Source organism: Sphaerisporangium viridialbum (assembly GCF_049674955.1).
Classification (GTDB): domain Bacteria; phylum Actinomycetota; class Actinomycetes; order Streptosporangiales; family Streptosporangiaceae; genus Sphaerisporangium; species Sphaerisporangium viridialbum.
On the sequence record NZ_CP187232.1, the window covers coordinates 8,435,458 to 8,462,149 of the forward strand.

A 26,692-nucleotide genomic window follows, 5' to 3' on the forward strand; every position below is an offset into this window, starting at 1 on the left:
CCGCGACCCGGGCCGCCGTCAGGCCGGGCCGGGGAGGTCGGCCAGGCGCGCGAGCGCGTTCCGGTGGTCGCCCGGCGTGCCGAGCGCGATCTCGTCGGCCTTGGCGCGTTTGAGGTAGAGATGCACGGGATGCTCCCAGGTCATCCCGATGCCACCGTGCAACTGCAGGCACTCCTCCGCCGCGTGCACGGCGACCTGCCCGCACCACGCCTGCGCGACCGCCACGGCGGTGGCGGCGTCCGTACCCGACGCGAGCGCGTCGGCGGCGTTCCGCGCGGCGGCCCGCGCCTGGACGATCTCCATCCACAGGTCGGCGAGCCGGTGCTTCAGCGCCTGGAACGAGCCGACGGGGCGGGCGAACTGGTGGCGTTCCTTGACGTAGGCGACCGTCGTGGTGAGGCACCACTCCGCCACCCCGAGCTGCTCGGACGCGAGGAGCCCGGCACCCGCGTCCAGCGCGGCGCGCAGCGGCGCGAGGTCGGCGGAGATCCGCCTGGCCGGCGCGCCGGTGAGGGTCACCGTCGAGACCGGCCGGGTGAGGTCGAGGGACACGATCGGCTCGACGGTCGCGTCGGCGGCGTCGACGGCGTAAAGCGCCCCGGAGGCCGGGACGATCAGCACGTCCGAGACGTCCGCGCCCGCGACGGCGGCGACGCGCCCGGTGAGCGTCCCGCCCTCGGCCGTCACCTGGGACGTGGCGGAGTACGGCGAGGCGGCGAAGGACACCGCGAGCGCCGCCGTGGTCTCGCCGCCGGCGAGCGCCGTGAGCAGGTCGCGCGCGGCGTCCGCGCCCGACTCCAGCAGGGCCTGCGTCGCGATGACCGCGCTGGTCAGGAAGGGTACGGGCGTGACGGCGCGGCCGAGCTCCTCCAGCACGACCGCCGCCTCCCGCGCCGACGCGCCCGCGCCGCCGAGGTCCTCGGGGATCAGCAGCCCGGCCGCCCCGATGTCGCGGGCCAGCGCCTTCCACAGGTCGGCGTCGTACGTCGAGGCGCTCTCGATCCTGGCGAGGACCGTGGCCGGGGGATACCTGTCGGCCAGCAGGTCGCGGACCGCCGCCCGCAGCTCCTCCTCGACCTCCGAGTACAGCAGCGTCATCGGTCGCTCACCACTCCTCATTCGCTGCGCGGAGCACTCGTCCCTCGCGCTCCACTCCGCTCACCGCGTCGGGTTCGCTCCAGGTCATCGGGGGAGGTCCTTCCAGGGGACGTTCTTGTCGACGCGGGGTTCGGAGGGCAGGCCGAGCACTCGCTCGGCGATGATGTTGCGCAGGATCTCGGAGGTCCCGCCCTCGATCGAGTTGCCCTTGGCCCGCAGGTAGCGGTAGCCCGGCCCCCGGCCGAAGAAGTCGACGGACTCCGACCTGCGGAAGGTCCAGTCGTCGTACGCGAGCCCCTCCTCGCGGCGCATCTCCACGTCGAGTGCCGACAGCGCCTGGTTCAGGCGGGCGAAGGCCAGCTTCATCCCCGACCCCTCGGGCCCCGGCGCCCCGGCGGCGAGCTGCTCGCGCAGCCGTACCGCGGCGAGGCGGGTGACCTCGGTCTCGACCCAGAGCCGGAGGAGCCGCTGGTGCAGGTCGTGGGTGCGGAGCTCGGGGCGCCGCCGCCACGTCTCGGCGACCAGGCCGATCACGCCCCCACCGCGCCGCGCCGGCGAGCCGCCGATGGCGACCCGCTCGTTCATGAGCGTGGTCTGCGCCACCCGCCAGCCGTCGCCCACCTCGCCCAGCCGGAGCGAGTCGGGCAGCCGCACGCCGGTGAGGAACACCTCGTTGAACTCGGCCTCGCCCGTGATCTGGCGCAGCGGCCGCACCTCGACACCCGGCGCGTGCATGTCGCAGACGAAGTACGTGAGGCCGCGGTGCTTGGGCACGTCCGGGTCGGTCCGGGCGACGAGGATGGCCCAGCGGGAGTGGTGGGCCCCGGAGGTCCACACCTTCTGCCCGTCGACGACCCACTCGTCCCCGTCCTGCACCGCCCTGGTGGCGAGGGTGGCGAGGTCGGACCCCGCACCCGGCTCGCTGAAGAGCTGGCACCAGACCTCCTCCCCCGTCCACAGCGGCCGGAGGAACCGCCTCTTCTGCTCCTCGGTGCCGAAGATGAGGATCGTGGGAGCCGCCATGCCGAGGCCGATGGTCAGCTTGCCGAGGTCGGTCTGCGGCGTGTCGGCGAGCTCCTGCTCCACGACGCCCTGCAGCCCGCGCGGCGCGCCCAGCCCGCCGAGGCCCTCGGGGAAGTGCACCCATGCCAGCCCGGCGTCGAACCGCGCCCGCAGGAAGTCCAGCGGTTCCATCGCCGCCGGGTCGTGGTCCGCGAGGAACGCGCGGGCCCGCTCCTTGAGCCCCGCCTCATCCACTGTCACGAAAGATCCTTCCAGTCAGTCGGTCGGCATGTGCTTCTTGAGCTCGCGGTACGCGAGCGACCGCTTGTGCACCTCGTCCGGCCCGTCGGCGAGCCGCAGCGAACGGGCTCCCGCCCACAGGCCCGCCAGCGGGAAGTCCTGGCTGACGCCCCCGGCCCCGTGGACCTGGATCGCCTTGTCGAGGATCCACTCCACGGCCCTGGGCGTGGCGATCTTGATGGCCTGGATCTCGGTGTGCGCGCCCCGGTTGCCGACGGTGTCCATCAGCCACGCGGTCTTGAGCACCAGCAACCTGAGCTGCTCGACCTTGACCCGCGACTCCGCGATCCAGTCCTGCACGACGCCCTGCTGGGCCACCGGCTTGCCGAACGTCGTACGCGACAGTGCGCGCGCGCACATCAGCTCGATCGCCCGCTCGGCCATGCCGATGAGCCGCATGCAGTGGTGGATGCGGCCGGGGCCGAGCCGGGCCTGGGCGATGCCGAACCCGCCGCCCTCCTCGCCGATGAGGTTCTCCACCGGCACGCGGACGTCCTCGAAGACCAGCTCGGCGTGGCCGCCGTGGTCGGCGTCGCTGTAGCCGAAGACGTGCATGCCGCGCTTGACGGTCAGCCCCGGGGTGTCACGCGGCACGAGCACCATGCTCTGCTGCCGGTGGGAGGAGCCCTCCTGGGAGGTCTTGCCCATCACGATGAAGATCGCGCAGCGCGGGTTCATCGCGCCGGAGGCGAACCACTTGCGCCCGTTGATGACGTACTCGCCACCGTCGCGCACGATGGAGGTGGCGATGTTGGTCGCGTCGGAGGAGGCGGCGTCCGGCTCGGTCATCGCGAACGCCGACCGGATCTCGCCGTTCAGCAGCGGTTCCAGCCAGGCCTTGCGCTGCCACTCGTCGCCGAACATGGAAAGGACCTCCATGTTCCCGGTGTCCGGGGCGGCGCAGTTGGTGGCCGTCGGCGCGATGCGCGGGCTGCGGCCCATGATCTCGGCCAGCGGGGCGTACTGCAGGTTCGTCAGGCCGGCGCCGTGCCCGCCCGGCAGGCTGTGCCGGTTCACAAGAAAGAGGTTCCACAGGCCACGCCGGCGGGCCTCGTCCTTGAGGTCCTCCATCATCGGCGGGGAGCTCCAGCCGCTCTCGGCCGCCTGCTGCTCGAAGGCCTCCTCCGCCGGGTACACACACTCGTCCATGAACTCGGTCAGCCGCTTGCGCAGCTCCTCGGTCGTGGTGTCGAACGCGAAGTCCATCAGTCCTCCAGTGACTCCAGTGCTTGCAGGCCGTGGGCCACGAGCGGCGCGACGTGCTCGCCGATCTCGTCGAAGCCGTCTCCGACGGTCAGACCCTGGGTGTAGCGGAAGTGGATGCCCTCGGAGATCACCGCGAGCTTGAAGCAGGCCAGGGCGACGTACCAGCCAAGGCGCGAGATGTCGAGGCCGGTGCCGCGCGCGTACCGCCCGGCCAGCCCGGCGCTCGGCATGTGCTCGCCCGCCTCCCCTGGCTCGGCGATGTCCAGGGCGGCGAAGTCGCCGTAGAGCAGGAAGAGCGCGAGGTCGGTGAGGGGGTCGCCGAGCGTGGACATCTCCCAGTCGAGCACGGCGCGCACCTGCCCGCCGGCGATCAGCGTGTTCCCCAGCTTGAAGTCGCCGTGCACGATCGCGTGGCGCTGCGTCTTCGGCACCGCTCCCGCCAGGCGGGCGAACAGGTGGTCGATGTCCGGAAGGTCCCGGCTGCGCGAGGCGTCGAGCTGCCGCTTCCAGCGCTTGACCTGGCGCTCCAGGAAGCCCTCCGGCCGGCCGAAGTCCGCGAGCCCGACGGCGGCGGGGTCCACGTCGTGGAGCCTGGCGAGGACGTCGACCAGGTCTGCCTCGATGGCGGGCGTCGCCGGGGGCTGGCCTCCCTCGACGTACTCCATGACGTAGAAGGGCGCTCCGACGACGTCGGGGTCCTCGCAGAGGTGGTAGGTGCGGGGCACGGGCACGCCGGTGTCGCGCAGCGCCGTCATGACGCGGTACTCCCGGCCCATGTCGTGCGCCGTGGCGAGCACGTGCCCGAGCGGCGGCCTGCGCACGACGAACCGGCGCCCGCCGTCGCGTACGAGATAGGTCAGGTTCGACTTGCCTCCGTGGATCACCTCGGCCGCCAGCGGCCCCTCGGCGAGGCCGTGCCTCGCGAGGCGGTCTCTCAGGCGGTCGAGGTCAAGACCCGGCGGGCCGGTCTCGATATGTGCGGGCATCGCGCTCCCCAGTCGTCCCAGTACCTGGAGCGTACCGACCGGACGGTATGCGTGTCGACCACAGGAGTGGTCGCCATCGAACCACGTCGAGTGGCCCTGTCGCCCGGGCCGCCGTGACGGCGAGACTGTGCGCCATGACCGCGAAGATGCCGGATCCCGTTGTCCTCGAAGGCCGCACCGTACGGCTGGAGCCGCTCGGCCTCCATCATGTCCCCGACCTGTTCGCGGCCGGGGGGAACGACGACGAGGTCTGGCGCTGGATGCCGGTGCCGACCCCGCGCACCGAGGAGCGCCTGCGGGAGGTCGCCGTCACGGTGATGGGCGGCCCGATAATGGTGCCGCTCGCGGTCATCCTGCGCGAGACGGGACGTGCGGTCGGGTGGACCACCTTCCACGACGTCCCCGGGTTCGACCAGAGCGTCGAGATCGGCTGGACGTGGTATGGCAGGGCCGTGTGGAGGACCGCCGTGAACACCGAGTGCAAGCTGCTCATGCTGGGCCACGCGTTCGACGACCTCGGCCACAACCGCGTGTTGCTCAAGACCGACTGCCTCAACACCCGCTCGCAGGACGCGATCAGGCGCATCGGCGGGGTGTACGAGGGCACGTTGCGCAGGCACCGGCAGCGCCCGGACGGCACGTGGCGCGACACCGTCTACTTCGGGATCCTCGACGACGAGTGGCCGCCGCGCAGGCAGCGGCTGGAGCGGCTGCTCGACCGCTGACCACGTACTTCGCCGGCAGGATTTCGGCAATCAGCGTGGTCTTCGGTATATCATCCGAATTAGTGGTCGATGATCGGTCTACCGGCGTCGGCCGGCGTCACGGTCTCCGGCAGGAGACGTACTGAGGAGGTGAGCCCCATTACCGCTGTACCAGGTCGGGTGCTCCCATCTCACGACCGCGCGGTCCATCAGGCATAGGTGAACCGAGGGAGCGCCCATGGGCGTCCCGAAAGGTTCCAATGTCGGTTTCACCACTGTCCGAATCCCTCATCGTCACCACCCTTCGCGCCGCCGGCTGCGTCTTCGCCGAGGACGAGGCGCGGCTGCTGGTCTCCACGGCACGCACTCCCGCCGACCTCGCCGCCATGGTCGAGCGGCGAGCCGGTGGCCTCCCCCTCGAACACGTCCTCGGCTGGGCGGAGATCTGCGGGCTGCGCATAGCCGTGGATCCCGGGGTCTTCGTCCCACGCCGCCGCACGGAGTTCCTCATCCGCCGGGCCGCCGTCCTCGCGCGCGAGGCCGTGCGGTCCGGGTCCCCCGCCGCCCGCCCGGCGGGCGCCCTCGGGGGCAAGGCCCTCGCCCCGCCCCGCGCCGTGGTCGTCGACCTGTGCTGCGGCTCAGGGGCGATCGGCGCCGCGCTGGCCGCGGCCCTGGACGAGGTGGAGCTGCACGCCGTCGACATCGACCCCGCCGCTGTGCGGTGCGCCCGCCGCAACCTCGCCGCCGCCGGGGGCCACGTCTACGAGGGCGACCTGTACGAGCCGCTTCCCGCCGGGCTGCGGAACCACGTCGACGTCCTGCTCGCCAGCGCGCCGTACGTGCCGACGGAGGCGATAGGGCTGTTGCCCCAGGAGGCCCGCGTCCACGAGCCCCGGGTGGCGCTCGACGGGGGCGCCGACGGGCTCGACGTCGTGCGGCGGGTGGTCGCCGCCGCGCCGCTCTGGCTGGCGCCGGGCGGCCACCTGCTGGTCGAGACGAGTGAGCGGCAGGCGGACGAGACCTTCGCCGCCATCGCCCGCAGCGGTCTCATCCCCCGGGTGGCCGGATTCGAGGAGCTGGACGCGACCGTCGTCATCGGCACCAGGCCCCGCGAAGAGCGCTGAACCGGGCCGTCAGGTCTGGAGCATGCCGCGGAGGAGCTCGCGCATGCCGTCCCGGAGCTCTTCCAGGCCCGGGACGGCACCGGCACCGGCCACCGCGTCGAAGAGCACCCCTTCCCCGAAGGCGACGAGCTGCCTGCCGTGCCGCACCGGATCGGCCGAGCCGGCGGCGGCCAGCACGGCGGTCGCCACCTCCCGGAAGCGGCGGCCGGCCTCGTCGTAGACCTTCCGGAGCTCGGGGCGGCGGGTCGCCTCCAGGGCCAGCTCGTAGCGGGCGATCGTGGTGCGCCGTCCGTCCGTGAGCTGCGTGTGCAGCAGCCCGGCCATCAGGCCGGCGAGCGCGTCCGGGCCGTACGCGCCGTACGCGCCGCCGCCGCGCGCCTCGGAGCCGCCCGTGTCCGGGTCTCCGGCGGACGGGCCTCCGGCGGACGGGACGTCAGCGGACGGGACGGCGGTGAAGTAGCCCTCTTCGAGCGCCGTGAGGCGGGCCAGCGTGAGCGCGAGGAGGGCCGCCCGGGTGCGCGCGAGGTTGGACGTGGAGCCCTGGGGCAGCCCGGCCGCCTCGTCGACCGCGCGGTGGGTGAGGCCACGCATACCCCTCTCCACCAGCAACGTTATCGCGGTCTCCGCGACGAGCTCCTCCCTGCGCATGGGCCCAGACTACACGTGTAGTAGCCTGACTACAGGTGTAGTGAAGTGGAGTGGATCATGTCTCGTGCGGTAGTGATCGGCGGGGGGATCGGCGGCCTGACCGCCGCGGCCGCCCTGTCGCTCAAAGGCTGGTCGGTGACGGTGTGCGAGCGCGCCGCGTCCCTCGCGCCGGTGGGATCCGGCATCGCCATCGCCCCCAACGCGCTGAAGGCCCTAGACACGATCGGCGTGGGCGACGACGTGCGCGCGCACGCGGCGATGCAGGGCGAGGCGGGGCTGCGCAGGGCGGACGGCCGGTGGCTGCTCCGCGCGAGCGCCGAGGCCGCCCTGGCACGGTTCGGCGACCCGACCGTCCTGCTGCTCCGCGCGACCCTGGTGGACGCGCTCGCGCGGCGGCTCACCCCCGGGACGCTGCGGCTCGGCACCACCGTCGAGGCGGTGGATCCGCGCACCGGGCGGGTGTCCACCAGCGAGGGAGACCTGGAAGCCGATCTGGTCGTCGCGGCCGACGGCATCAACTCGGCCGTCCGCCGGTCGCTGTTCCCCGGCCATCCGGGCCCGGCGCACTCAGGGGTGACGAGCTGGCGGGCCGTCGTCGCCCGGCCCGAGGGGGACATCCGGAGCAGCGAGACCTGGGGGCCCGGCCAGGTCTTCGGGATCATGCCGCTCTCCGGCGGCCTGGTGTACTGCTACGCCACCGCGCCGGTCGCCCGCGGAGACCAGGGCGACGGCGACAGGGCCGAGCTGACGCGCCTGTTCGGCGACTGGCACGACCCGATCCCCCGGCTGCTCGCCGCCGCGGAGGAGGACGCGATCCTGCGGCACGACATCTTCTCGCTTGCCGCTCCCCTGCCGGCCCTCCACGTGGGCCGGGTGGCCCTGCTCGGCGACGCCGCCCACGCGATGACCCCGAACATGGGCCAGGGCGCCTGCCAGGCGATCGAGGACGCGGTGGTCCTCGCGCACGTCGCCGGTGCGGGAGGCGCGGAGCTCGGCCGCTACACCGCGGCGCGGCTGGCGCGGACGACGAAGATCATGCGGAGGTCCGCGGCCATCTGCCGCCTGACCCGGTGGTCGAACCCCACGGCCGTGCGCGCCAGGGAGATGCTCATGTCGCTCGCCGGGCGGCTCGGTGCCGTCACCCTGCGTCAGTTCGACGAGGTGTTCACCTGGCGGCCACCCGTGTCGTGACGGGCACGGGGATCTCGGGGTGCGGGGGCGAGACCTCGTGCGAGGTCTCCGGGGCGAGGCGGCCGAGCGTGATCGTCCCCGCGATCAGCACGGCGGCCGAGATGACCGCCGGGATGACGTTCCCCACGCCGCTCGGCAGCGGCTCGCCGAGCAGCATCGTGCCCGCGAGCACCGAGGTGACGGGGTCCACCACCTGGACGCCGGCGTACGCGATGCCGAAGTAGCCGACGGCGTAGGACTTCTGCAGGAGCACGATCGCGCAGAGGAGCAGCACGGGGATGGCCAGGGTGAACCAGTGGACCAGCCGCGACAGGTCACCGCCGAGCCCTCCCCCGACGACCCGTACGAACGTCGACACCGACGCGGTGACCGAGCCCGCCCCGATGGACAGCAGCAGGGCCTTCCCCGAACCGCGGGCGCGCCGCGCGGCGAGCTGGCAGACCGCGACGACCGCGCCCACGCAGGCCAGGAATCCCAGCGCCGCCGGGGTCGACAGCTCGGGCCGCGTGTTGCTCTGCGGTATCAGCAGCATCAGTCCGAGCAGGCCTACGGCCACGGCGATCGAGCCGAGCACCTCCGCCTTCTTGGGACGCCTGCCGTGCAGGGCCGCCGCCAGCGGGACGGCGAACACCAGCGTCGCCACGCTTACCGGCTGGACCAGCACCAGCGGCGCGAAGCTCAGCGCGACCGCGTGCAGGGAGGCGCCGGCCAGCCCGATGGCTCCGCCGATCAGCCATCGCGGCCGCTTGACCAGCTTGAGGGTCGCGCCCCCGTGGATCGCCTCGTACTGCTGGAGCGCCGCGCCACCGGCATACCCGAACGCGCCGACGAGGGCGATCGACACGCCCATCCAGATCATGGCCGGCCGCCGGGCGTATGCGTGAGGGCAGGGGAGAGCAGTTGTGAGGTCATCAGTGGGAGCACCCCGTCAGCTTAGGGACAAACCTGAGTGGCCAGTTCGTCAATCCCACCATTTCGCATAGGCCCGGGGGTGACGTTCTTATGGCACCATACGCGGACAAATTGCACGTAGAGGGCAGCTTCGAGATACCGGCCGGCGCGTCCACGGTAGGGCCCTTCACAGTGGGGGGCAGGGGTTCTTCCACTTCCCGGGGAATGACAGAACAATCGGAGGCGTTTCCAGAGACACCCCTAGGGGGTATATGTCGAAGGAGCAGCCATGGAACACGACCACACCGGGCCGGCCGTACAAGGACACGCCGGGCACGGCGGGCACGGTGACCATGCCGCGCGGTTCAGGGACCGTCTGTGGATCAGCGTGGCACTCTCCGTGCCGGTCATCCTCTACAGCCACATGGTGCAGATGTGGCTGGGGTTCACGCCGCCGAGCTTCCCCGGCTCCGAGTGGGTGGCGCCCGTGCTCGGCACGAGCGTCTTCCTCTACGGAGGATGGCCCTTCCTGAAGGGCGGCGCCGAGGAGGTCAGGAGCCGGGCGCCGGGGATGATGCTGTTGATCTCCCTCGCCATCACCGTCGCCTTCGGGGCGAGCGCGGCCACCGCGCTGGGGTTCTTCCACCTCGACTTCTGGTGGGAACTGGCCCTGCTGATCGACATCATGCTGCTCGGCCACTGGCTGGAGATGCGCGCGCTCGGCCAGGCGTCCAGCGCCCTGGACGCGCTCGCCGCCCTGCTCCCCGACGAGGCCGAGCGGGTGACCGACGGCGGCGCCGAGACGGTGCCCACCGCCGACCTGCGGCCCGGTGACGTCGTCCTGGTCCGTCCCGGCTCGCGCGTGCCGGCCGACGGCGTGGTCGTCGACGGCGAGGCGGAGTTCGATGAGTCGATGCTGACCGGCGAGTCCCGTCCGGTGCCGAAGACGGCCGGTGACCGGGTCGTCGCGGGGACGGTCGCCCTCGACTCCGCGGTCCGGGTGAAGGTCGACGCGGTGGGCGAGGAGACCGCGCTCGCGGGCATCCGCCGCCTGGTCGAGCAGGCCCAGTCGTCCCGCTCGAAGGCCCAGGCGCTGGCCGACCGCGCCGCCGCCCTGCTCTTCTACGTCGCGACGGCAGCGGGCGCGCTGACCTTCGCCGCCTGGATGGCGCTCGGCGACCCGCGCGAGGCGGTGGAGCGCACGGTCACGGTGCTCGTGATCGCCTGCCCCCACGCCCTCGGGCTCGCCATCCCGCTCGTGATCGCGATCTCCACGGCGGTCAGCGCCAGGAACGGCATCCTGATCAAGGACCGCATCGCCCTCGAACGGATGCGCACCGTGCGGGCCGTCCTGTTCGACAAGACCGGCACGCTCACCAAGGGCGAGCCCGAGGTCACCGGCGTGCTGGCCGTCGACGGCGACGAGGACACGCTGCTTCGGCCGGCGGGCGCGGTCGAGGCCGACAGCGAGCACCCGCTCGCCCGCGCGATCGTGGCCGCCGCCCGGGCGCGTGGCGAGCTTCCGAAGGCCACCGGCTTCCGTTCCATGACGGGACGCGGCGTCCAGGCGACCGTCGACGGGCACACCGTCGCCGTCGGCGGCCCGGCACTGCTTCGCGAACTGGGGCTCTCGGAGCTGGACGCCGACGAGTGGAAGAAGCGCGGCGCCGCCGTGCTCCACGTGGTCGTGGACGGCAGGGTCGCCGGGGCCGTCGCCCTGGAGGACGCCATCCGGCCCGAGTCCCGTGAGGCCGTACGGGAGCTGCACCGGCTCGGCAGGCGCGTGGTCATGATCACCGGCGACGCGGAGCAGGTCGCGCGGGCGGTGGCCGACGAGCTGGGCGTGGACGAGTACTTCGCCGAGGTGCTGCCAGAGGAGAAGGACGCCAAGGTGGCCGAGCTGCAGGAACGCGGCCTCAGCGTCGCCATGGTGGGCGACGGGGTGAACGATGCCCCCGCCCTGGCGCGGGCCGACGTCGGCATCGCGATCGGCGCGGGGACGGACGTGGCCATCGAGTCGGCGGGCGTCGTCCTCGTCAGCGACGACCCGCGCTCGGTGGTGAGCGTCATCCGGCTGTCCCAGGCGACGTACCGCAAGATGCTGCAGAACCTCGCCTGGGCCACCGGCTACAACCTCGTGGCGATCCCCCTCGCCGCCGGGGTGCTCGCCCCGGTGGGGATCACGCTCTCCCCCGCGGTGGGCGCGATCCTGATGAGCCTGTCCACGATCGTCGTGGCCCTCAACGCCCAGCTCCTGCGCCGCGTCGACCTGCGCGTCGGCGGGGAGCAGTCGTGAGTCAGGACCGCTCGGGGCACACGCAGAAGAGGTGGCCCTCCGGGTCGGCGAGGACGGTCCAGGTGTCTCCCGGCTGGAACTCGGGCTTCGTGGCGCCGAGCTCGATGTACTCCCGCACCGCCTTGTCGACGTCCGGCACCCGGAAGTCGAGGTGGAACTGCTTGTCGGGCCCCGGCCACACCGCGGGCTTGCGCTCGGGGACCCGGCCGAAGTAGATGCTGGTGGTCCCGTCGCCGATGCCGGCGTACTCCTCCTCGGCGTACTGGACCTCGAATCCGGTGATCTGTGCGTAGAACTCGGCCAGCTTCTTGGGCTCGGCACAGTCAATGGTCACCGCTATGAGCTTCGCTTTCGTCGTCATGAGCCCATCCTTTCGCCGGTACCTGTCATCCTCTGTCAGGTACGGGCCGGGCATTCCGGCGGGCCGCGCCGCTCACTCGCGGCGCGCGCCCTCGGGCCAGATGACGTGCACCCTGATGCCGCGCCGGCGTGCCTCCGCCACGACGTCGGCCGTGCCTCCGTAGCCGCGGGCAGGCTCCCCGTCCCAGACGGCGTACAGCTCCTCGGCCAGGTCGAGCATGAGCAGGCTGCCCTGCATGTGGGACTCGCAGGTCGACTCGGCGTACCTGAGCCGGTGGACCTCCTCGGCGAGGCCCATGAGCAGGTCGTACTCGGCGTGGGTGTCGGCGGGGAGCTCCTCGCGGTAGCTCTCGGAGCACACCACCGCCTCCAGCGTGCCGCCCAGGTCGACGACCGCCCGGGCGAAGATCTGGTCGGCCCCGTCGGCGAGGCACGAGACGCCCCGCACCCCGGGGGCGTGCTCGGCGAGAGTCCGCCTGATGGCGGCCTCGACCAGCGCGGCCGTACGCGCGGGCAACCCGCGGTGACCGGAGATGGCGAGACGGAGTGGGCGGACCCCTTCGCGCACCGATGGGCGCGGCGCCTCGCGCGGGGATGGACGCCCGCCCAGAAGTGCCCGGTCAGAGAAACGCCCGCCCGGAAGAGACCCGTCAGAGGACGAACGCCCGCCCGGAAGAGGCCCGTCAGCTGCGTGAACCTCGCCATAACATGGTCTCACGCGAGATGGCCTCCTCAGATTCGTCGACGAAATGGGCCCACTCGGGCTCCGTGCGAGGCCATTCCGCACGGGACACGATATCTCCCAGCTCCAGCGCCGCTATGGAGTACGAGGTCGCGAGTTGCTGGTGCTGCCGCGTCTGCAGCCAGGCGATGCCGGCCGCGCCGAGGGCGCCGACGATGCCGGGCAGGTCGAGGTTCACCAGCTGGGTGGCGTTCAGCACGGCGGCTATCAGGCCGACCGCCTCCATGGCCGCGAACGCGACCGACCACTGCGCGGCACGGCGCTCGTGGTAGCGGGCCTTGACGATGTACCAGACGCGCTGCTCGTTGATCCGGCCGCTCATGTAGCGCTCCTTGCGCTCGCCGAGCGACAGCGCCCTGATGCTCCGCATCGTGGCGGTGACCTGGCACTCCTCTTCCAGCGTGGGGATCGGGGCGAACGAGTGGATGCCCCCGGTGATCTCGGAGAACCTCCGGAGCAGCAGGAGGTCGACGCTCTGGTCGTCCCTGGCGTCGCAGCCGAACGGCTCGCCGCCGACGAGGTAGCGCCACGCCAGGGTCTTCGCCGACTCGGCCGCCGCCCTGGCCTCGTACCACTGGCGATCAGGACGGACGGTGAGCAGGTACACCTCGGTGACAAGCGCCGAGGCCAGAGCCCCCGCGGCGACGATCGCCGCCGCGTCCACGCGCCCGGCGTCCAGGCTGAACGAGCCGAAGATCGCCGCGATCACCAGCGACGAGAGCCGCACGCAGGTGGCGGTGAGCAACCTGCGCTGCCCGATGACGGCCCCCTGATCGGCGGCACGATAGAGCGCCGGAAATCCAGCCTCCGGAATGCCCTCCATGCGTCAACTGGAACCGCTAATCGAAACCCTGTCAAGAGGCGACCGGACCAAACCCACATTTCGGGCATCGGGAAATCGCCGGCCATCTCGGGCACCCCGATAGAACGATCAAGGATAGGCCTTCCCCTCGGGGTGCCGTGCGCGTCTCCCCTGGTGGACGGCACGTATCTCTTCCCGCGAACGAAGGGACCACCGCGCTCCCATTACCGAGTCGCGAATGACACACATATCGGTGTCGCTGAATTCGTCGTTCACGATTGCCTGCCGCCGGACCCGGGCCTGGCCTGCCGTTCTACGATGACCCATTTCGAGGTTCGGGCGGGAGGTGCGTCGCGCGTGTCAGGTGATTCCGAGGCCGCCCCCTACTACTTTCTCAGCTACGCGCACACTCCTCGCTATGACACCGATGGCGCGCGCGCGTCAGGTGCGGCTGGGGGTGTCGGCGAGGATCGCCATGGCGGCGTTCTTGCCGTTGAGGGCTATCACGCTGCCGCCGGGGTGGGTGGCGGCGCCGCAGAGGTAGAGGCCGGGGGCGGGGGTGCGGGGGGTGAGGCGGTTCTCCCACATCTGGCCGGGGCGCACCTCTCCCTGGAAGATGTGGCCGCCGGTCAGGCCGACGCGCTTCTCGATGTCCGGCGCGCCGAGCACCTCGTAGCTCTCCAGGCAGTCGGAGAAGCCGGGGGCGAAGCGTTCGATGAGGTCGATGAACTGCCGGGCGACCTCCTCCCTGCGGCTCTCCCAGCCGCCGTTCAGGCCGTAGGGGGCGTACTGGCCGAAGACGCTCATCAGGTGCCTGCCCTCGGGCGCCGGCGACGGGTCGTGCCCGGTCTGGACGTAGATCTCCCCGAAGCCGACCGCCGGCTCGCCCGCGTCGCACCGCTCGAACGCCTTCTGCGCCTCCTCCAGCCCGGTGGTCGTGTTGACCACGCCGCGGGCCATGAAGGTCTCGCCGGGGGCCGCCGTCCAGTTGGGCAGGCGCCGCAGGGCCGCGTTGAACTTCACGACGGGGCTGCGGATGTCCCAGTCGTCGATACGCCGCCGGTAGTCCTGCGGCACGGCGCCGTCCGGCAGCATCGTCATGAGGCGCTTGGGGTCGGCGTTGCTGACGACGGTGGCCGCGGCGATGAACGTGCCGTCCTCCAGCCGCACTCCCTCCCCCGGCAGCACCTCGCCGACCGGCACGCCGGTGGCCAGCACGGCGCCCGCCTCGCGCGCGGCCTCGGCGATGGCGAAGCTGACGACGCCCATGCCGCCGCGCACGTATCCCCAGACGGCGCCCTCGCCGTGCACCTCCCCGGCGAAGTGCATGAACTTGACGGCGGCGGTGCCCGGGTCCTTGGGCCCCGCGTACGTGCCGATGATCCCCTGGCCGAAGAGGGCGTCCTTGAGCCGCCGGTCGGACACGAACTCGTCCAGCACGTCCGAGATCGAGGCGTGGAAGAGCACGTCGGTCATGAGCCCCTCGCCGCCGAGCAGCTCCTCCAGCTCGGCCCTGGACGGGGAGTCGCCGGCCCAGGTGTCCCTCTTGCCCTTGCGGAGCCGGATCCGGATCTGGTCGAACAGATCCTCATAAGCGAAATATCCGTCAATGTCCTTCTGGGAGAGGCCGAGTCCCCGCAGCCCGGCCAGCGTCCGGTCGTGGTCCAGCCACTGGGCGAAGGCCGTGCCGTCGTCGAAGGGCACCCACAGCTGCGGGTCGGCGAGGTACACCTCGACCCCGCGCTCGTCCAGCCGCAGGTCGCGGAGCACGGTCTCGTCGAGGAGGCCGATGACGTACGCGCAGGGGCTGATCACGTACCGCTGGTCGGGGAAGGGGCGGTCGAGGGTGCAGGCGCCGCCGAGGCGGTCGAGCGCCTCCAGGACCAGCACCGACCTGCCGGCCCTGGCCAGGTAGGCCGCGCAGGTGAGCCCGTTGTGCCCGCCTCCGACCACGATGACGTCCCAGCGCCGCGACGCCAGGGCCCGCACCGGCTCAGGAAGCCCGACCATGCCCAGCCGCTCAGCGATCTCGTTCATGTCCCGCCTCACCTTCCCGCTCGTGGACCGGCCTTCCAGCTCCTGCGCAGGGGCCGCTCCAGACATAGACTGACTGGATAGTCAGTCAGGACGCAAGAGGGGGCCGTTAACCGGTGGCCCCGCCCTGGGTCGGGTGGCTACCGTGACGGCCATGCGACGGACTCTCATCACCTCTCCCCCCACCGCCCGCTAGCGGGCGGTTCCTCTCCATAGATCCGGACCCGAGCGGTCCGGTGGGTGGCGGCTGCCCGCATCACGGGCCCTTCTTCCGACCACTCCCATGGAGAGAGTTCATGACGCACGTCTCCGTACGGCGAGGCATGCTGTACGTCACCACCGCCGCGGCCATCTGGGGCACGGGCGGCCCCGCGGCGGCCGTTCTGTACCGGATCAGCGGCCTCGGCCCCGTGGCCGTCTCGTTCTGGCGCTTCGTCTTCGGCGCCGCCCTGCTGTTCGCCGCCGCCCGCCTGCTCGGGCTCGGCGAACCGCGTCCCCGCTGGACCGGCCTGCTGCTCGTCGGCGCGGGGCTCGCGGTGTCGCAGGCCGCCTACTTCGCGGCGGTCGCCGAGGCGGGGGTCGCCATGGCGACCGTGATCACGCTCGGCGCGAGCCCGGCGCTGGTCGCCCTCGGGGCGCGGCTCGCACTGGCCGAGAGGCTCGGCCGCGTGGGGGCCCTGAGCATGGGACTGGCGCTCGCCGGGCTGCTCCTGCTCGTGGGCGGCCCGTCGGCCGCCTCCACCGCTGGCGTCGGCCTCGCCCTGCTGTCCGCGGTCGCGTACGCCGGGGTCACGCTCCACTCCCGAGCCTCGGCCCGGCCCTCCGTACGGCCGGCCGTCTCCTCGGCGCGGGACGCGTACGGCACCGCGATGTGGGGGTTCGCCGTCGGGGGGATCCTGCTGCTTCCTATCGCCGCCGCCGAGGGGCTGGTGCCCAGCGGTGGGCGGGGGGCCACCGTGGCGCTGCTCGGCTACCTCGGCGCGATGCCCACCGCGCTCGCCTACAGCCTGTTCTTCACCGGGCTCTCGGCCGTACGGGCGACGACGGCCTCGGTGGTGACGCTCCTGGAACCGGCGGGCGCCACGGCCATCGGCGTCCTGCTGCTGGGCGAGCGCCTGACGGCGGCCTCGGCGGCGGGCGCGGGCGTGCTGCTCGCCTCCGTCGCGCTCCTCGCCCTCGGCGAGTCACGCGGGGACTCGCGGCCGGGCAAGTCCGGCTAGCCGTAGGCGGCACCGCTCGCGGGGCGTGCTAGACCTTGGTGGCGGTCACGGCAACCGGTGACCGAATAGGGCACGAAGGTTTTTCCGGTGGAAAGCCTGGATAGGACCATTCAACCCCATAAGAGAGGTGGCGTGGATGAACGTCGAAGGACCACGGCTGAGCGGCCGTCAGGTCAACCTGGTGTTCGCCGGGCTGATGGTGGCCCTCCTGCTGGCGGCCCTCGACCAGACCATCGTCTCCACCGCCCTGCCGACGATCGTCGGGGACCTCAAGGGCCTGGAGCACATCGGCTGGATCGTCACGGCGTACATCCTCGCCTCCACCATCGGGCTGCCGATCTACGGCAAGCTGGGTGACCTGTTCGGCAGGAAGGTCGTCTTCCAGGCCGCCATCGTGATCTTCCTGATCGGCTCGGTGCTCTGCGGGGCCGCGCGGAACATGCCCGAGCTGATCGGGTTCCGCGCCCTCCAGGGGCTCGGCGGCGGCGGGCTCATGATCGGCGTGCAGGCGATCGTGGCCGACCTCGTCTCCCCGCGCGAGCGGGGCAGGTACACCGGCATCATCGGCGCCGTCTGGGGACTGTCGTCGGTGATCGGGCCGCTCATCGGCGGCTTCTTCACCGACCACGCGAGCTGGCGCTGGTGCTTCTACGTGAACCTGCCGCTCGGGCTGCTCGCCCTCGGCATCACCGTCGTCGCGCTGAAGCTGCCGAAGCCGTCGATCAGGCCGAAGCTCGACGTCCTCGGCACGGCGTTGCTGGCCGGCACGTCCACATGCGTCGTGCTGGTCACGAGCTGGGGCGGCACGGAGTACGCCTGGGGCTCCCCCGTGATCATCGGCCTGGCGGCGGGGACGGTCGTCCTCGCCGCCGGGTTCGTGCTGGCCGAGCGGGCGGCGGAGGAGCCGATCATCCCGCTCCACCTGTTCAGGAACAACCTGTTCGTCGTGCCGACGGCCATCTCGGTGTTCGTCGGCATCGGCATGTTCGCCGCCATCGCGTACCTGCCGACCTTCCTGCAGATGGTCAACGGGGCGAGCGCCACCGGGTCGGGGCTGCTGATGCTGCCCATGGTCGCCGGGATGACGATCACCTCGATCGGCTCTGGCAGGGTCATCTCGGCGACCGGGCGCTACCGGATCTACCCGATACTCGGCATGGGGCTGCTGGCGGTCGGACTCGTGCTGCTGTCCCGGATGACCGCCGGCTCCTCGATGGTGCTGAACGGGCTCTACATGTTCGTGACCGGGTTCGGCCTCGGCATGGTGCTGCAGACGCTCGTACTGATCGTGCAGAACTCCGTCGGCCACCGCGACGTGGGCGCGGCCACCTCGGCCGTGAACTACTTCCGGCAGACCGGCGCCTCGCTCGGCACCTCGCTGGTGGGCTCGGTCTTCATCCACCGCCTGTCGGACGCCCTCAACTCGACCGGGGCCAGGCTGCCGGTGCGCAGCGTCAACGCGATCACCCCGCAGATGGTGCACCAGCTCCCCGCGCCCGTGCGCCAGACGATCGCCAGGGCGTACGCGCAGGCACTGCCGCCCATCTTCCTGTACGTGGCGCCCATCGTCGCCCTCGGATTCGTCCTCGCCTTCTTCGTCAAGGAGATCCCGCTGTCGAACCGCCCGGCCTCGGCCAGGCATGATGTCCCCGCGCACAGCGCCTGAGACGATCGGGTGCGGGAACGCCGTTACAGTAGGAGGCGTTGGAGGGGACGTGGCCTCGATATCGCAATTGATCAGAAATCTCCTGGATCGTCCGGGAAGCGCCAACCTTGGCCCTTTTCAACGCGTGGCCACGCAGGCGGGCGCCCATGAAGACCGCATCCGGGCGCTGACCGAGCTTCCGCGACCCCGCATGGACGACCTCGCCGAGTTCTGCGCGATCGCCCGTGAGGCCGCCCGCCGCACGCTGGACATGCGTGCCTTCGACGTGCAGCTCGTCGGCGCCCTCGCCCTGCTGTCCGGGCACGTGGCCGAGATGGCCACCGGAGAGGGCAAGACCCTCTCGGGAGCCATCGCCGCCGCCGGGCACGCCCTGCGGGGCAAGCGCGTCCACGTCATCTCGGTCAACGACTACCTCGCCCGGCGCGACGCCGAGTGGATGGGCCCGCTCTACGAGGCCCTCGGCGTGTCCGTGGGCTGGATCGGCCAGTCCTCGACGCCCGGCGAGCGGCGCGAGGCGTACGCCAAGGACGTCACCTACGCCTCGGTCAGTGAGATCGGCTTCGACGTGCTCCGCGACCGCATCGCGACGGCCGCCGACGACGTCATCGTGCCCGAGCCCTCCGTCGCGCTGATCGACGAGGCCGACTCGGTGCTGGTGGACGAGGCCCGCGTCCCGCTCGTGCTCGCCGGCGCCGCCGACCCCGGCGCCGACACGCCCGAGACCGCCGAGCTCGTACGGCGGCTCTCGCGCGGCTACCACTACGAGCTGGACGACCAGGGTCGCAACGTCTTCCTCACCGCCAAGGGCACCGACGCGGTCGAGAAGGCCCTGGGCGGCGTCAACCTGTACGAGACCCCCGACATGCTGACGCGCGTCAACCTCGCCCTGCACGCGCACGCGCTGCTGACCCGCGACGTCGACTACCTCGTCCGCGACGGGCGCATCCACCTGGTCAGCCAGTCGCGCGGCCGGGTGGCGACCCTGCAGCGCTGGCCCGACGGCCTCCAGGCGGCGGTGGAGGCCAAGGAGGCCCTCCCGGCGAGCGAGACCGGCGAGATCCTCGATTCGATCACCATCCAGGGCCTCATCCGCCGCTATCCCGAAATATGTGGCATGACGGGCACTGCGGTGGCGGTCGAGGAGCACCTCAGGGAGTTCTACAGCCTGAAGGTCGCGGTCGTGCCCCCGAACAAGCCGTGCGTCCGCGTCGACGAGCCCGACCGCGTTTTCGGCACGGCAGGCGACAAGGAGCGGGCGCTGGTCGAGGAGATCGCGAGCGTCCACGCGACGGGGCGTCCGATCCTGATCGGCACCCTCGACGTGTCCGAGTCCGAGCGCCTGGCGGACGACCTGCGCGCCAAGGGTCTCGACTGCGTCGTGCTCAACGCCAAGAACGACGCCGAGGAGGCCGCGATCATCGCCAGGGCCGGCGCCCGGTCGGCGATCACCGTGTCCACCCAGATGGCCGGGCGGGGCACCGACATCCGGCTCGGCGAGGGGGTCGCCGAGCTGGGCGGCCTGTACGTCATCGGGTCGGGCCGGCACGCGAGCAGCCGCCTGGACGACCAGCTCAGGGGCCGCGCCGGGCGCCAGGGCGACCCCGGCGGCTCGGTGTTCCTGGTCAGCCTCGAAGACGACCTGATCACCCACTACGCCCCCGACGAGGCGATCCCGCGGGCCGACGACGACGGCGTCGTGCGCCACAAGCGGGCCGGGTACGTCGTCGGCCACGCCCAGCGGGTCGCCGAGGGCACCCACATGGAGATCCACCGCAACACCTGGCGCTACACCCGGCTGCTGGAGCGGCAGCGCGACCTGGTGCTGGAGCAGCGCGACAAGGTGCTCCGTGGCGACGCCGCCGCGGACGCCCTCGCCGGCGCCGCCCCCGAGCGCTGGAACGACCTTCGCGAACGCGTGGGCGAGCCAACACTCCGCGAGGCGGCACGCGAGATCCTGCTGTACCACCTCGACCGCTGCTGGACCGAGCACCTGGGCTTCATGTCCGACGTCCGCGAGGGCATCCACCTGCGGGCCCTCGGGCACCGGCTCAAGCCCATCGACGAGTTCCACCGCGAGGGCGTCACCGCGTACCGGCGGCTGCTGGACGAGGTCGAGAGCCGGTCGGTCGAGACGTTCGAGACGGCGACGATCACCGCCGACGGCCTCGACCCGCTGGACAGCGGCCTGAAGCGCCCCACCGCCACCTGGACCTACCTCGTTCAGGACAACCCCTTCGGCAACGCCTTCGACCGCGTACTCAAGCGCCTCAGTCCGAGGGCGAAGCGCCGCCAGGGCCTCGAAGACTCCTGACGCGTGCGCGGCCCCGGGTGCCTTGATGGCGCGCCGAGCGCCTGTGATTGGGTGCTGGGTAACAGGAGCGGCATCCACGAGCACCTCCACGACCCTCTTAGGTGACTGCGCATGAACCCTCATGACTTCCTCGAAGTAGATCGTGACCTGTCCGACGAGGAGCGGGCGATCCGCGACGCCGTGCGCGACTACTCCACCGCCGAGCTCCTGCCGCACGTGGCCGACTGGTTCGACGCCGGCACCATCCCCGACCCGCGCGGGCTGGCCAAGGGCCTCGGCGAGCTGGGGCTCTTCGGCATGCACCTGTCCGGGTACGGCTGCGCGGACACCAACGCCGTGAGCTACGGCCTGGCCTGCCGCGAGCTGGAGGCCGTCGACAGCGGGCTGCGCAGCTTCGTCTCGGTCCAGGGGTCGCTCGCGATGACCGCGATCCACAGGTTCGGGTCGGAGGAGCAGAAGGAGGAGTGGCTGCCGCGCATGGTGACCGGCGACGCGATCGGCTGCTTCGGCCTCACCGAGCCGGACTCCGGAAGCGACCCCGGCTCGATGCGCACCCGCGCCCGGCGCGACGGCGACGACTGGGTGCTCGACGGCACCAAGATGTGGATCACCAACGGCTCCGTGGCCGACGTCGCGATCGTCTGGGCGGCGACCGACGAGGGCATCAGGGGGTTCCTCGTGCCCACGTCGACCCCGGGCTTCTCGGCCAACGTCATCCACAAGAAGCTGTCGCTGCGCGCCTCCATCACCTCCGAGCTGGTGCTCGACGGCGTGCGGCTGCCGAACAACGCGGTGCTGCCCGGGGCCGAGGGGCTCAAGGCGCCGCTGTCCTGCCTGTCGGAGGCGCGCTTCGGCATCGTCTGGGGAGTGGCGGGCGCGGCGCGGGCCTGCCTGGTGGCCTCGATCGACTACTCCAAGACCCGCGTGCAGTTCGACCGGCCGATCGGCGCGTTCCAGCTCACCCAGCGGAAGCTCGCCGACATGCTCGTCGACGTCAACCACGCCACGATGACCGCCCTGCGGATCGGACGGCTCAAGGACGCCGGGCTGGCCCACCACTCGCACATCAGCTTCGGCAAGCTCGCCAACGTCCGGGCGGCACAGCGCGTCGCGGCCCTGGCGCGGAGCATCCACGGGGCCAACGGCATCACCCTCGAATACCCGGTCATGCGCCACATGGTGAACCTCGAGACGGTCGCCACGTACGAGGGCACGGAGGAGGTCCACGCCCTCACCCTCGGCCGGGCCGTCACCGGCCTCGACGCCTTCCGCTGAGGACACCTGACGGCCCGCCGGGCGGGCCGTCGAGCGGGCCGTATAGCGGCGGCTATTCGTTGACGACGTCGTCGCGGGGTCCGCCGTAGACAGGGTTCCCGTCGTAGCGCTTGTCGGTGACGAGCAGCCGGATCACTCCCCGCACCCGGGTGGACTCCTCGGCCTCCCAGACGATCCAGTCGTCCCCGACGGGGGTGTCCTGCGTGCGCATTTCCACGAAGCCGCCCGGGTTCCCCTGAGGGATGCCCATGATCAGGTAGGTGACCTTCAGGCCGCGCCTCTTGATCTCCGGCACGACCTCGCCCACGGTCTTCTCGTCCACCCGGTACCCGGCGAGCGAGCGGCCCTTGAGGGTCGCTGTGCGATAGGGCGGGTTCTCGATGACCCTCGGCCCGAGGTGATCCTCGGTTACGAGGACGCAGGGGGCGACCGGGTCATTCATCAGGATGGTGCTGGTGCTGCCTCCTCCGCCCGGGGTGGCCGTTATGGTCCAGACGAACGTCTGGCCGGGTTCGAAGAGCCTGGGGTTGATCCGCATCCGCCAGCCCACCGTCTCCCCGGGAATGTTCTCCGGCACGCTGTACAGGCCAGGGGGGATGTCGTCCACGTACGTCGCGCGCGGTTCCCGGCACTTCTTGCCGTAGGGGACGTAGTCGACGATGGTGGGGACGCCGAGGTCCTTCAGCTGCCTCGTCAGCCCCTCGGCGTCGCGGAAGTCGCGGACGGTGACGTACACGATGCCGTCGGAGTCCTTGGTGACGGCGTAGGAGGGCGACACACCGGGACCGTCCTTCAGCAGGCCGGGGCCGACGACGATGCCCGTGGCGAGCACGGCCGCGGCGCCCAGGCCGAGGACGAGGCGGCGGGGGCCGTACCGGCGGGCACGGCGCGGCTCGACGGCCGCCTCGGCGGCGGCGCCTGGCTCCTCGGCCGTGATCGAGGCCAGCAGCGCCCGCGCCCCCGCGCCGGACGGGCGGCCTCCCGGCCCCCCGGGCCGCACCCGGGCCAGTGGCTTCACCATCGTGTCGATCTCATGGATGTTCTTCACAGCGGCCTCTCCACCGGCACCAGCCGGCTCTCTGACGTGAAGCGGACGTCCGCCTCGGCGAGCGCGCGGGAAAAGCGCCTGCGGGCTCGGTGCAGCCTGATGCGCACGGCGTTGCGCGACACCCCGAGCACCGTGGCGATCTCCTGGCGGTCCAGGCCCTCCCAGGCGACCAGCGACAGCAGTTCGCGGTCGTCGTCGGGCAGGGTCCTGAAGACCTGGGCGATCGCCTCCAGCTCGACCCCGCTGTCGGGGGTGTCCGCGTAGAGGTCGACCATCTCGGCGTCGAACTCCACGCTGCGCGCCCGGCGGCGCACCTCGCCTCGGTAGTGGTTGGCCAGCACCTTGCGCGCCACCCCGTACAGCCACAGCGTCGCCTGTTCACCGCCCGGCAGCTCGCCCATCCGCCGCCAGGCGATGGTGAAGGTCTCCGCCACCACGTCCGCCGCGTCCTGCGGCGAGTCACAGCGACGCGCGGCATAGGCCGTGATCTGGCCGTACGTCTCCCGGTAGACGGCCTCGAACCTGGCCGGTAGCTCGTTATCCACGGGCGGTCCCCATACCCGGTCTCCTAGGTCAGCGCGGAATACGGACACCTGCCCCTATGTCAGGAGCGAGCCCATCATTTCGCGTCAAACCCAAGAAATTCGTACCGCCGCCGGGGCACGGCACCGCCCGGTGACCGTGCCCCGGCGAGACCTCACAGACCCCCGAACCGTGAGGTCAGCTCGCGGGCTCGCCGCCGAGACCGGCGACGAACCAGACCGTCTTGCCGCCGCCGGCCGCCGGGACGACGCCCCACTCGTCGGCGAGCGTGCCCACGATCAGAAGACCCCGGCCGTCGGTGGCGTCGAGGTCTCCGGGGGCCTCGCACGGCAGGCCGTCCCCCGCGTCGAAGACCTCGCCGTAGACCGAGGACCCGTCGCTGCCGAGCCGGAGCGAGAAGGCGGTGCCGCCGTGCCGGATGGCGTTCGTCACCAGCTCGCTCACGATGAGCGAGCAGTCGTCGACGAGCCCTCGGGTGCCCCAGCGCCGCAGCTCCTGGCAGACGAGCACGCGCGCCGCGTGGACGCTCTCGGCGTCGGCGGACAGGATCCACTCGGCCGTGCGGAGCGGGAGACAGCCTTGAAAGTCCGAGGCGGAAGGGTGGTTGGCGCGGAAGGTGACGGACACCTGCTCCTCCTTCGTGGGAGCGCTCCCACTCAGGTTACGACAATAATTCGGCGCTGTGAATCACTCGAAACATGATTGTTTCTCTCTGTCCACCGTCGAACACGGCTGACTCTCTGTTCTCGCACCTCATAGCATTACTCACGCCTCAGCAGGCACAGCTCTCCTGCTCAACTCTGAAAGTTGCCTGGGAGCGCTCCCAATCGGCTGGCCACGTGAAGCCTTTCCGGCCTACAGAAGAGCGGCGGCCCGTTATCCACTGGGCGGGCCCCGATGAGCTGGGTAACCTGACAATCGTGCAGCTCGCCGATATCCGCATATATCCCGTTAAGTCGACGGCCGGGGTGGGGGTCGACGCCGCGACGGTGGAGCCGTGGGGGCTGGACGGCGACCGGCGGTGGGCCGTCGTCGCGGAGAACGGTCAGATCCACTCCGCCCGCGAGGTGCCGAGGATGCTCTCGGTGACCGCCACGCCCGCCCCGGGTGGCGCGGTGAGGCTCACGGCCCCCGGCCTGCCGCCGATCGAGGTGACACCGCCCGTGGGCGGGACGCCGGCGCCCCTGCGCATCACCCGCCTGGACCAGGCCACCGCCGCGGGCGAGGAGGCCCACCGGTGGATGACGCGGGCGCTCGGCCTGCCCTCCCTGCTGCTCTGGCTGGAGGACCCCCTGCGCCGCGCGGTCGGGAGATCCCACGGCGGCAGGCCGGGAGACACCCTGACGCTTCAGGACACCGGGCCGCTGCTGCTCGCCTCCGGCTCGTCGCTGCGGCGGCTCGATGACTGGATCGCCGAGGGGGCCGTGGAGCGCGGCGAGGAGATCCCCGAGCCGCTGTCGGCGCTGCGCTTCCGGCCGAACGTCATGATCGAGGGAGCGGAGCCGTTCGCCGAGGACGCCTGGACGCGGGTGCGCATAGGAGAGGTGGAGTTCCGCGTCGGGGAGCACTGCGACCGCTGCACGCTCACCACCGTCGACCCGGTCACCACAGTCAAGGGCAAGGAGCCCATCCGCACCCTCGCGCGGCACCGCAAGTGGGACGGGAAGACGTGGTTCGGGATCCGCCTGATTCCCGACGGCCGTGGCGAGATCCGCGTCGGCGACGCCGTCACACCGCTGGACGCCTCCGGCCACCGGTGAGCCCTTCGAGCCTTTCAGGCCGTGCGCGTCGCCCTGGTGCACCTCCGCCGGACCGGCAGGACGTCCAAGGCGTCACCGCCACCGTCTCCGGTGGCCGGGGCCTCTCACGCCCTGCCGGCGCTCATACGGGGGGGGCGCTCCACGGCGGGCACGGCATCGCGGCTCAGCCGGTCGCCGCAGACACGGCATCGCGGCTCAGCCGGTCGCCGCGGACGCGGCTCGGGTGATGCTCAGCCGCCGCTCTTGCGGCGGAAGGAACGCTTGCCTCCGGCGGGGCCGTGGGCGCCGTGGATCTTGGATGCGTCCTTCCCCCGGCCGTTGGCGTTGGTCTCCGCCTGGCTCTGGCGCTTGCGTTCCAAAGCCTCACGGAACTTACGCTTCAACTCGTCGTCCGGGGTTTCGGATTCCGGCTCCGGTGCGTCGGCAGTCATGCGGACCTCCTGCTCTTGGACGGGGCAACCACTCAGCCTCGCACGTGCGCGTGCGTGACCGCCCGCCTGGCGTCGGTGTCCTGCACCCCGCCCCCGATTCCGTCACGCCCAGATCCGGCGAAGCACCCGTACATCATCTCACGGGTCACCCTGCCCCTTCGTACGCGCGTCCTGACCTCGGCTGACATGAGGTGACAAGCGTCCCAGGTCAGTCCCACCAGAAGGACCAGATGTGCTTCCCCCTGATCTGCTCGGCGTAGTCGATCAGCGTGCCCGCGCCCTGCACGATGGCGTCGGGGCAGAACGCCCAGTGCTCGGCGGCGACGTGCAGGGCGTGCTGCGAGCTGACCGGGGGCGCGGCCACGCTCAGGTCGAGCGTGTTGAACCCCAGGCCGACCAGGCGGGCCGCGAACCTGTCCTCCCAGCTCCGCACCACGGCCGCGAGGGGGACGTTCCACTCGTTGTGGTGCAGCGCGCCCTGCCATCCCATGACGGCCAGCGCGTCCGCCCCGCGCTGCACCGCCGCGAGGCCGACCGGCGTCCCCTGCTCCGCGAGCATGGCGGCGTACCGGTCGGCCAGGCCGTCGGGGTCGGTCCGCAACTCGGCCGGCTCGGCCGGTCCGGGACAGTGGGGGCCGAACGGGTCGAGGATCTCGACCTGCTCCTCGGCGGCCCGCTCGATCCAGTCGGACCACACCTCGGCCATGAACGCGTCCACGTTGTAGTTGTCGATCTCGGCCGCCGCGTCCGGGGCGATCTGCCCGACCGACCACGGCTGGACGGAGTCCTCCATGAGCACCGGCCACAGGCCCGAGCGCGGATGATCGGCCCGCAGGCGGGCCCACAGGGATCCCGTCACGGGCGCCTGGCTCAGCCAGAACGCCGGACGCCGCTGCGAGGGGAACCTGGCATAGGTGGGGTCGGGCCACACCACGGCTCCCGCCGGGAGCTCCACGGACAGGGTGCGCCCGTTTCCGCCGTCGTCGAACAACCGGCGTACGGCCGGCGGCAACTGCCGTCGCTCACGATGATCCATCTCAACCGTTCCGGTGCC

General features: G+C 71.7%; 24 protein-coding genes. 9 read left to right on the plus strand and 15 right to left on the minus strand.

The window, feature by feature from the left end:
• Window positions 1-18: 18 nt before the first annotated feature.
• The 4 genes from ACOZ38_RS37865 to ACOZ38_RS37880 all read right to left on the minus strand — a co-directional run bounded on the left by ACOZ38_RS37865 (window position 19) and on the right by ACOZ38_RS37880 (window position 4,592).
• Complete coding sequence (locus ACOZ38_RS37865) at window positions 19-1,098, minus strand: acyl-CoA dehydrogenase family protein (RefSeq protein WP_424535771.1); 1,080 nt, start codon at window positions 1,096-1,098, stop codon at window positions 19-21.
• 84 nt (window positions 1,099-1,182) lie between these two features.
• Complete coding sequence (locus ACOZ38_RS37870) at window positions 1,183-2,355, minus strand: acyl-CoA dehydrogenase family protein (RefSeq protein ID WP_424537160.1); 1,173 nt, start codon at window positions 2,353-2,355, stop codon at window positions 1,183-1,185.
• Window positions 2,356-2,376: 21 nt separating this feature from the next.
• A complete protein-coding gene (locus ACOZ38_RS37875; RefSeq protein ID WP_424535772.1) occupies window positions 2,377-3,606 on the minus strand; it encodes an acyl-CoA dehydrogenase family protein in 1,230 nt (409 codons plus the stop codon).
• The gene (locus ACOZ38_RS37880) at window positions 3,606-4,592 is read right to left on the minus strand and encodes a phosphotransferase family protein (RefSeq protein ID WP_424535773.1); all 987 of its coding nucleotides are present in this window, start codon (window positions 4,590-4,592) and stop codon (window positions 3,606-3,608) included. Before ACOZ38_RS37880 ends, ACOZ38_RS37875 begins: the two co-directional genes overlap by 1 nt.
• Window positions 4,593-4,726: 134 nt before the next feature.
• Here ACOZ38_RS37880 and ACOZ38_RS37885 point away from each other — a divergent pair, with 134 nt between their 5' ends.
• Together ACOZ38_RS37885 and ACOZ38_RS37890 are read left to right on the plus strand one after the other, a co-directional pair.
• Window positions 4,727-5,317 carry a GNAT family N-acetyltransferase gene (locus ACOZ38_RS37885; RefSeq protein ID WP_424535774.1) on the plus strand — a complete coding sequence of 197 codons (591 nt, stop codon included), beginning with the start codon at window positions 4,727-4,729 and terminating at the stop codon, window positions 5,315-5,317.
• 239 nt (window positions 5,318-5,556) lie between these two features.
• Complete coding sequence (locus tag ACOZ38_RS37890; protein WP_424535775.1) at window positions 5,557-6,420, plus strand: putative protein N(5)-glutamine methyltransferase; 864 nt, start codon at window positions 5,557-5,559, stop codon at window positions 6,418-6,420.
• Window positions 6,421-6,429: 9 nt separating this feature from the next.
• Here the strand turns inward: ACOZ38_RS37890 and ACOZ38_RS37895 are convergent, their stop codons facing one another.
• The gene (locus ACOZ38_RS37895) at window positions 6,430-7,068 is read right to left on the minus strand and encodes a TetR/AcrR family transcriptional regulator (RefSeq protein WP_424535776.1); all 639 of its coding nucleotides are present in this window, start codon (window positions 7,066-7,068) and stop codon (window positions 6,430-6,432) included.
• Window positions 7,069-7,125: 57 nt separating this feature from the next.
• Between ACOZ38_RS37895 and ACOZ38_RS37900 the strand changes: the two genes are divergently transcribed.
• Entirely contained in the window at window positions 7,126-8,259 is a 1,134-nt protein-coding gene (locus tag ACOZ38_RS37900; protein WP_424535777.1) for an FAD-dependent monooxygenase, read from the plus strand.
• Here the strand turns inward: ACOZ38_RS37900 and ACOZ38_RS37905 are convergent.
• A complete protein-coding gene (locus ACOZ38_RS37905) occupies window positions 8,234-9,109 on the minus strand; it encodes a DMT family transporter (RefSeq protein WP_424535778.1) in 876 nt (291 codons plus the stop codon). The genes ACOZ38_RS37900 and ACOZ38_RS37905 overlap by 26 nt on opposite strands.
• Before the next feature lie 330 nt (window positions 9,110-9,439).
• Here ACOZ38_RS37905 and ACOZ38_RS37910 point away from each other — a divergent pair, with 330 nt between their 5' ends.
• Complete coding sequence (locus tag ACOZ38_RS37910; protein ID WP_424535779.1) at window positions 9,440-11,446, plus strand: copper-translocating P-type ATPase; 2,007 nt, start codon at window positions 9,440-9,442, stop codon at window positions 11,444-11,446.
• 1 nt (window position 11,447) lies between these two features.
• On the opposite strand, the gene ACOZ38_RS37915 is transcribed toward ACOZ38_RS37910, so the two are convergent.
• From ACOZ38_RS37915 to ACOZ38_RS37930, 4 genes are all read right to left on the minus strand, one after another.
• Entirely contained in the window at window positions 11,448-11,807 is a 360-nt protein-coding gene (locus ACOZ38_RS37915) for a VOC family protein (protein ID WP_405140925.1), read from the minus strand.
• A 72-nt stretch (window positions 11,808-11,879) separates the two neighbouring features.
• Window positions 11,880-12,374 carry a hypothetical protein gene (locus ACOZ38_RS37920; protein ID WP_405140926.1) on the minus strand — a complete coding sequence of 165 codons (495 nt, stop codon included), beginning with the start codon at window positions 12,372-12,374 and terminating at the stop codon, window positions 11,880-11,882.
• A 115-nt stretch (window positions 12,375-12,489) separates the two neighbouring features.
• Complete coding sequence (locus ACOZ38_RS37925; protein ID WP_424535780.1) at window positions 12,490-13,371, minus strand: DUF4231 domain-containing protein; 882 nt, start codon at window positions 13,369-13,371, stop codon at window positions 12,490-12,492.
• A 420-nt stretch (window positions 13,372-13,791) separates the two neighbouring features.
• Window positions 13,792-15,387, minus strand: coding sequence for a phytoene desaturase family protein (locus ACOZ38_RS37930; protein WP_424535781.1), 1,596 nt, complete (start codon window positions 15,385-15,387; stop codon window positions 13,792-13,794).
• 293 nt (window positions 15,388-15,680) lie between these two features.
• Here ACOZ38_RS37930 and ACOZ38_RS37935 point away from each other — a divergent pair, with 293 nt between their 5' ends.
• The 4 genes from ACOZ38_RS37935 (at window position 15,681) to ACOZ38_RS37950 (ending at window position 21,856) form a co-directional block, all read left to right on the plus strand.
• Window positions 15,681-16,604, plus strand: a complete 924-nt coding sequence (locus tag ACOZ38_RS37935) for a DMT family transporter (RefSeq protein WP_424535782.1) — start codon at window positions 15,681-15,683, stop codon at window positions 16,602-16,604.
• Window positions 16,605-16,740: 136 nt separating this feature from the next.
• On the plus strand, window positions 16,741-18,270 hold the full coding sequence (locus tag ACOZ38_RS37940; RefSeq protein ID WP_424535783.1) for an MDR family MFS transporter: 1,530 nt from the start codon (window positions 16,741-16,743) through the stop codon (window positions 18,268-18,270).
• Between the two features lie 49 nt (window positions 18,271-18,319).
• The gene (gene secA2 / locus ACOZ38_RS37945; RefSeq protein WP_424535784.1) at window positions 18,320-20,581 is read left to right on the plus strand and encodes an accessory Sec system translocase SecA2; all 2,262 of its coding nucleotides are present in this window, start codon (window positions 18,320-18,322) and stop codon (window positions 20,579-20,581) included.
• A 111-nt stretch (window positions 20,582-20,692) separates the two neighbouring features.
• Window positions 20,693-21,856, plus strand: coding sequence for an acyl-CoA dehydrogenase family protein (locus ACOZ38_RS37950; RefSeq protein WP_424535785.1), 1,164 nt, complete (start codon window positions 20,693-20,695; stop codon window positions 21,854-21,856).
• A gap of 52 nt (window positions 21,857-21,908) precedes the next feature.
• Here ACOZ38_RS37950 and ACOZ38_RS37955 read toward each other — a convergent pair whose 3' ends face one another.
• The 3 genes from ACOZ38_RS37955 to ACOZ38_RS37965 form a co-directional block, all read right to left on the minus strand.
• Window positions 21,909-22,904, minus strand: coding sequence for a hypothetical protein (locus tag ACOZ38_RS37955; RefSeq protein WP_424535786.1), 996 nt, complete (start codon window positions 22,902-22,904; stop codon window positions 21,909-21,911).
• A complete protein-coding gene (locus tag ACOZ38_RS37960) occupies window positions 22,901-23,449 on the minus strand; it encodes an RNA polymerase sigma factor (RefSeq protein ID WP_424535787.1) in 549 nt (182 codons plus the stop codon). The genes ACOZ38_RS37955 and ACOZ38_RS37960 overlap by 4 nt, the downstream gene beginning before the upstream one ends.
• A gap of 175 nt (window positions 23,450-23,624) precedes the next feature.
• Entirely contained in the window at window positions 23,625-24,074 is a 450-nt protein-coding gene (locus tag ACOZ38_RS37965; protein ID WP_424535788.1) for an ATP-binding protein, read from the minus strand.
• Between the two features lie 293 nt (window positions 24,075-24,367).
• Here ACOZ38_RS37965 and ACOZ38_RS37970 point away from each other — a divergent pair, with 293 nt between their 5' ends.
• The gene (locus ACOZ38_RS37970) at window positions 24,368-25,207 is read left to right on the plus strand and encodes an MOSC domain-containing protein (protein WP_424535789.1); all 840 of its coding nucleotides are present in this window, start codon (window positions 24,368-24,370) and stop codon (window positions 25,205-25,207) included.
• A 230-nt stretch (window positions 25,208-25,437) separates the two neighbouring features.
• Here the strand turns inward: ACOZ38_RS37970 and ACOZ38_RS37975 are convergent, their stop codons facing one another.
• A complete protein-coding gene (locus ACOZ38_RS37975) occupies window positions 25,438-25,638 on the minus strand; it encodes a DUF5302 domain-containing protein (RefSeq protein WP_405140940.1) in 201 nt (66 codons plus the stop codon).
• 208 nt (window positions 25,639-25,846) lie between these two features.
• Window positions 25,847-26,674, minus strand: a complete 828-nt coding sequence (locus tag ACOZ38_RS37980; protein ID WP_424535790.1) for a DUF4253 domain-containing protein — start codon at window positions 26,672-26,674, stop codon at window positions 25,847-25,849.
• Window positions 26,675-26,692: the final 18 nt, after the last annotated feature.

What these genes read in the sequence shown, in the direction of transcription:
- ACOZ38_RS37865 (WP_424535771.1), bottom strand. Translation starts at nt 1,098, where the DNA reads ATGACGCTGCTGTACTCGGAGGTCGAGGAGGAGCTGCGGGCGGCGGTC.
- ACOZ38_RS37875 (WP_424535772.1), bottom strand. Translation starts at nt 3,606, where the DNA reads ATGGACTTCGCGTTCGACACCACGACCGAGGAGCTGCGCAAGCGGCTG.
- ACOZ38_RS37880 (WP_424535773.1), bottom strand. Translation starts at nt 4,592, where the DNA reads ATGCCCGCACATATCGAGACCGGCCCGCCGGGTCTTGACCTCGACCGC.
- ACOZ38_RS37885 (WP_424535774.1), top strand. Translation starts at nt 4,727, where the DNA reads ATGACCGCGAAGATGCCGGATCCCGTTGTCCTCGAAGGCCGCACCGTA.
- ACOZ38_RS37890 (WP_424535775.1), top strand. Translation starts at nt 5,557, where the DNA reads ATGTCGGTTTCACCACTGTCCGAATCCCTCATCGTCACCACCCTTCGC.
- ACOZ38_RS37895 (WP_424535776.1), bottom strand. Translation starts at nt 7,068, where the DNA reads ATGCGCAGGGAGGAGCTCGTCGCGGAGACCGCGATAACGTTGCTGGTG.
- ACOZ38_RS37900 (WP_424535777.1), top strand. Translation starts at nt 7,126, where the DNA reads ATGTCTCGTGCGGTAGTGATCGGCGGGGGGATCGGCGGCCTGACCGCC.
- ACOZ38_RS37905 (WP_424535778.1), bottom strand. Translation starts at nt 9,109, where the DNA reads ATGGGCGTGTCGATCGCCCTCGTCGGCGCGTTCGGGTATGCCGGTGGC.
- ACOZ38_RS37910 (WP_424535779.1), top strand. Translation starts at nt 9,440, where the DNA reads ATGGAACACGACCACACCGGGCCGGCCGTACAAGGACACGCCGGGCAC.
- ACOZ38_RS37915 (WP_405140925.1), bottom strand. Translation starts at nt 11,807, where the DNA reads ATGACGACGAAAGCGAAGCTCATAGCGGTGACCATTGACTGTGCCGAG.
- ACOZ38_RS37925 (WP_424535780.1), bottom strand. Translation starts at nt 13,371, where the DNA reads ATGGAGGGCATTCCGGAGGCTGGATTTCCGGCGCTCTATCGTGCCGCC.
- ACOZ38_RS37930 (WP_424535781.1), bottom strand. Translation starts at nt 15,387, where the DNA reads ATGAACGAGATCGCTGAGCGGCTGGGCATGGTCGGGCTTCCTGAGCCG.
- ACOZ38_RS37935 (WP_424535782.1), top strand. Translation starts at nt 15,681, where the DNA reads ATGACGCACGTCTCCGTACGGCGAGGCATGCTGTACGTCACCACCGCC.
- ACOZ38_RS37940 (WP_424535783.1), top strand. Translation starts at nt 16,741, where the DNA reads ATGAACGTCGAAGGACCACGGCTGAGCGGCCGTCAGGTCAACCTGGTG.
- ACOZ38_RS37950 (WP_424535785.1), top strand. Translation starts at nt 20,693, where the DNA reads ATGAACCCTCATGACTTCCTCGAAGTAGATCGTGACCTGTCCGACGAG.
- ACOZ38_RS37975 (WP_405140940.1), bottom strand. Translation starts at nt 25,638, where the DNA reads ATGACTGCCGACGCACCGGAGCCGGAATCCGAAACCCCGGACGACGAG.
- ACOZ38_RS37980 (WP_424535790.1), bottom strand. Translation starts at nt 26,674, where the DNA reads ATGGATCATCGTGAGCGACGGCAGTTGCCGCCGGCCGTACGCCGGTTG.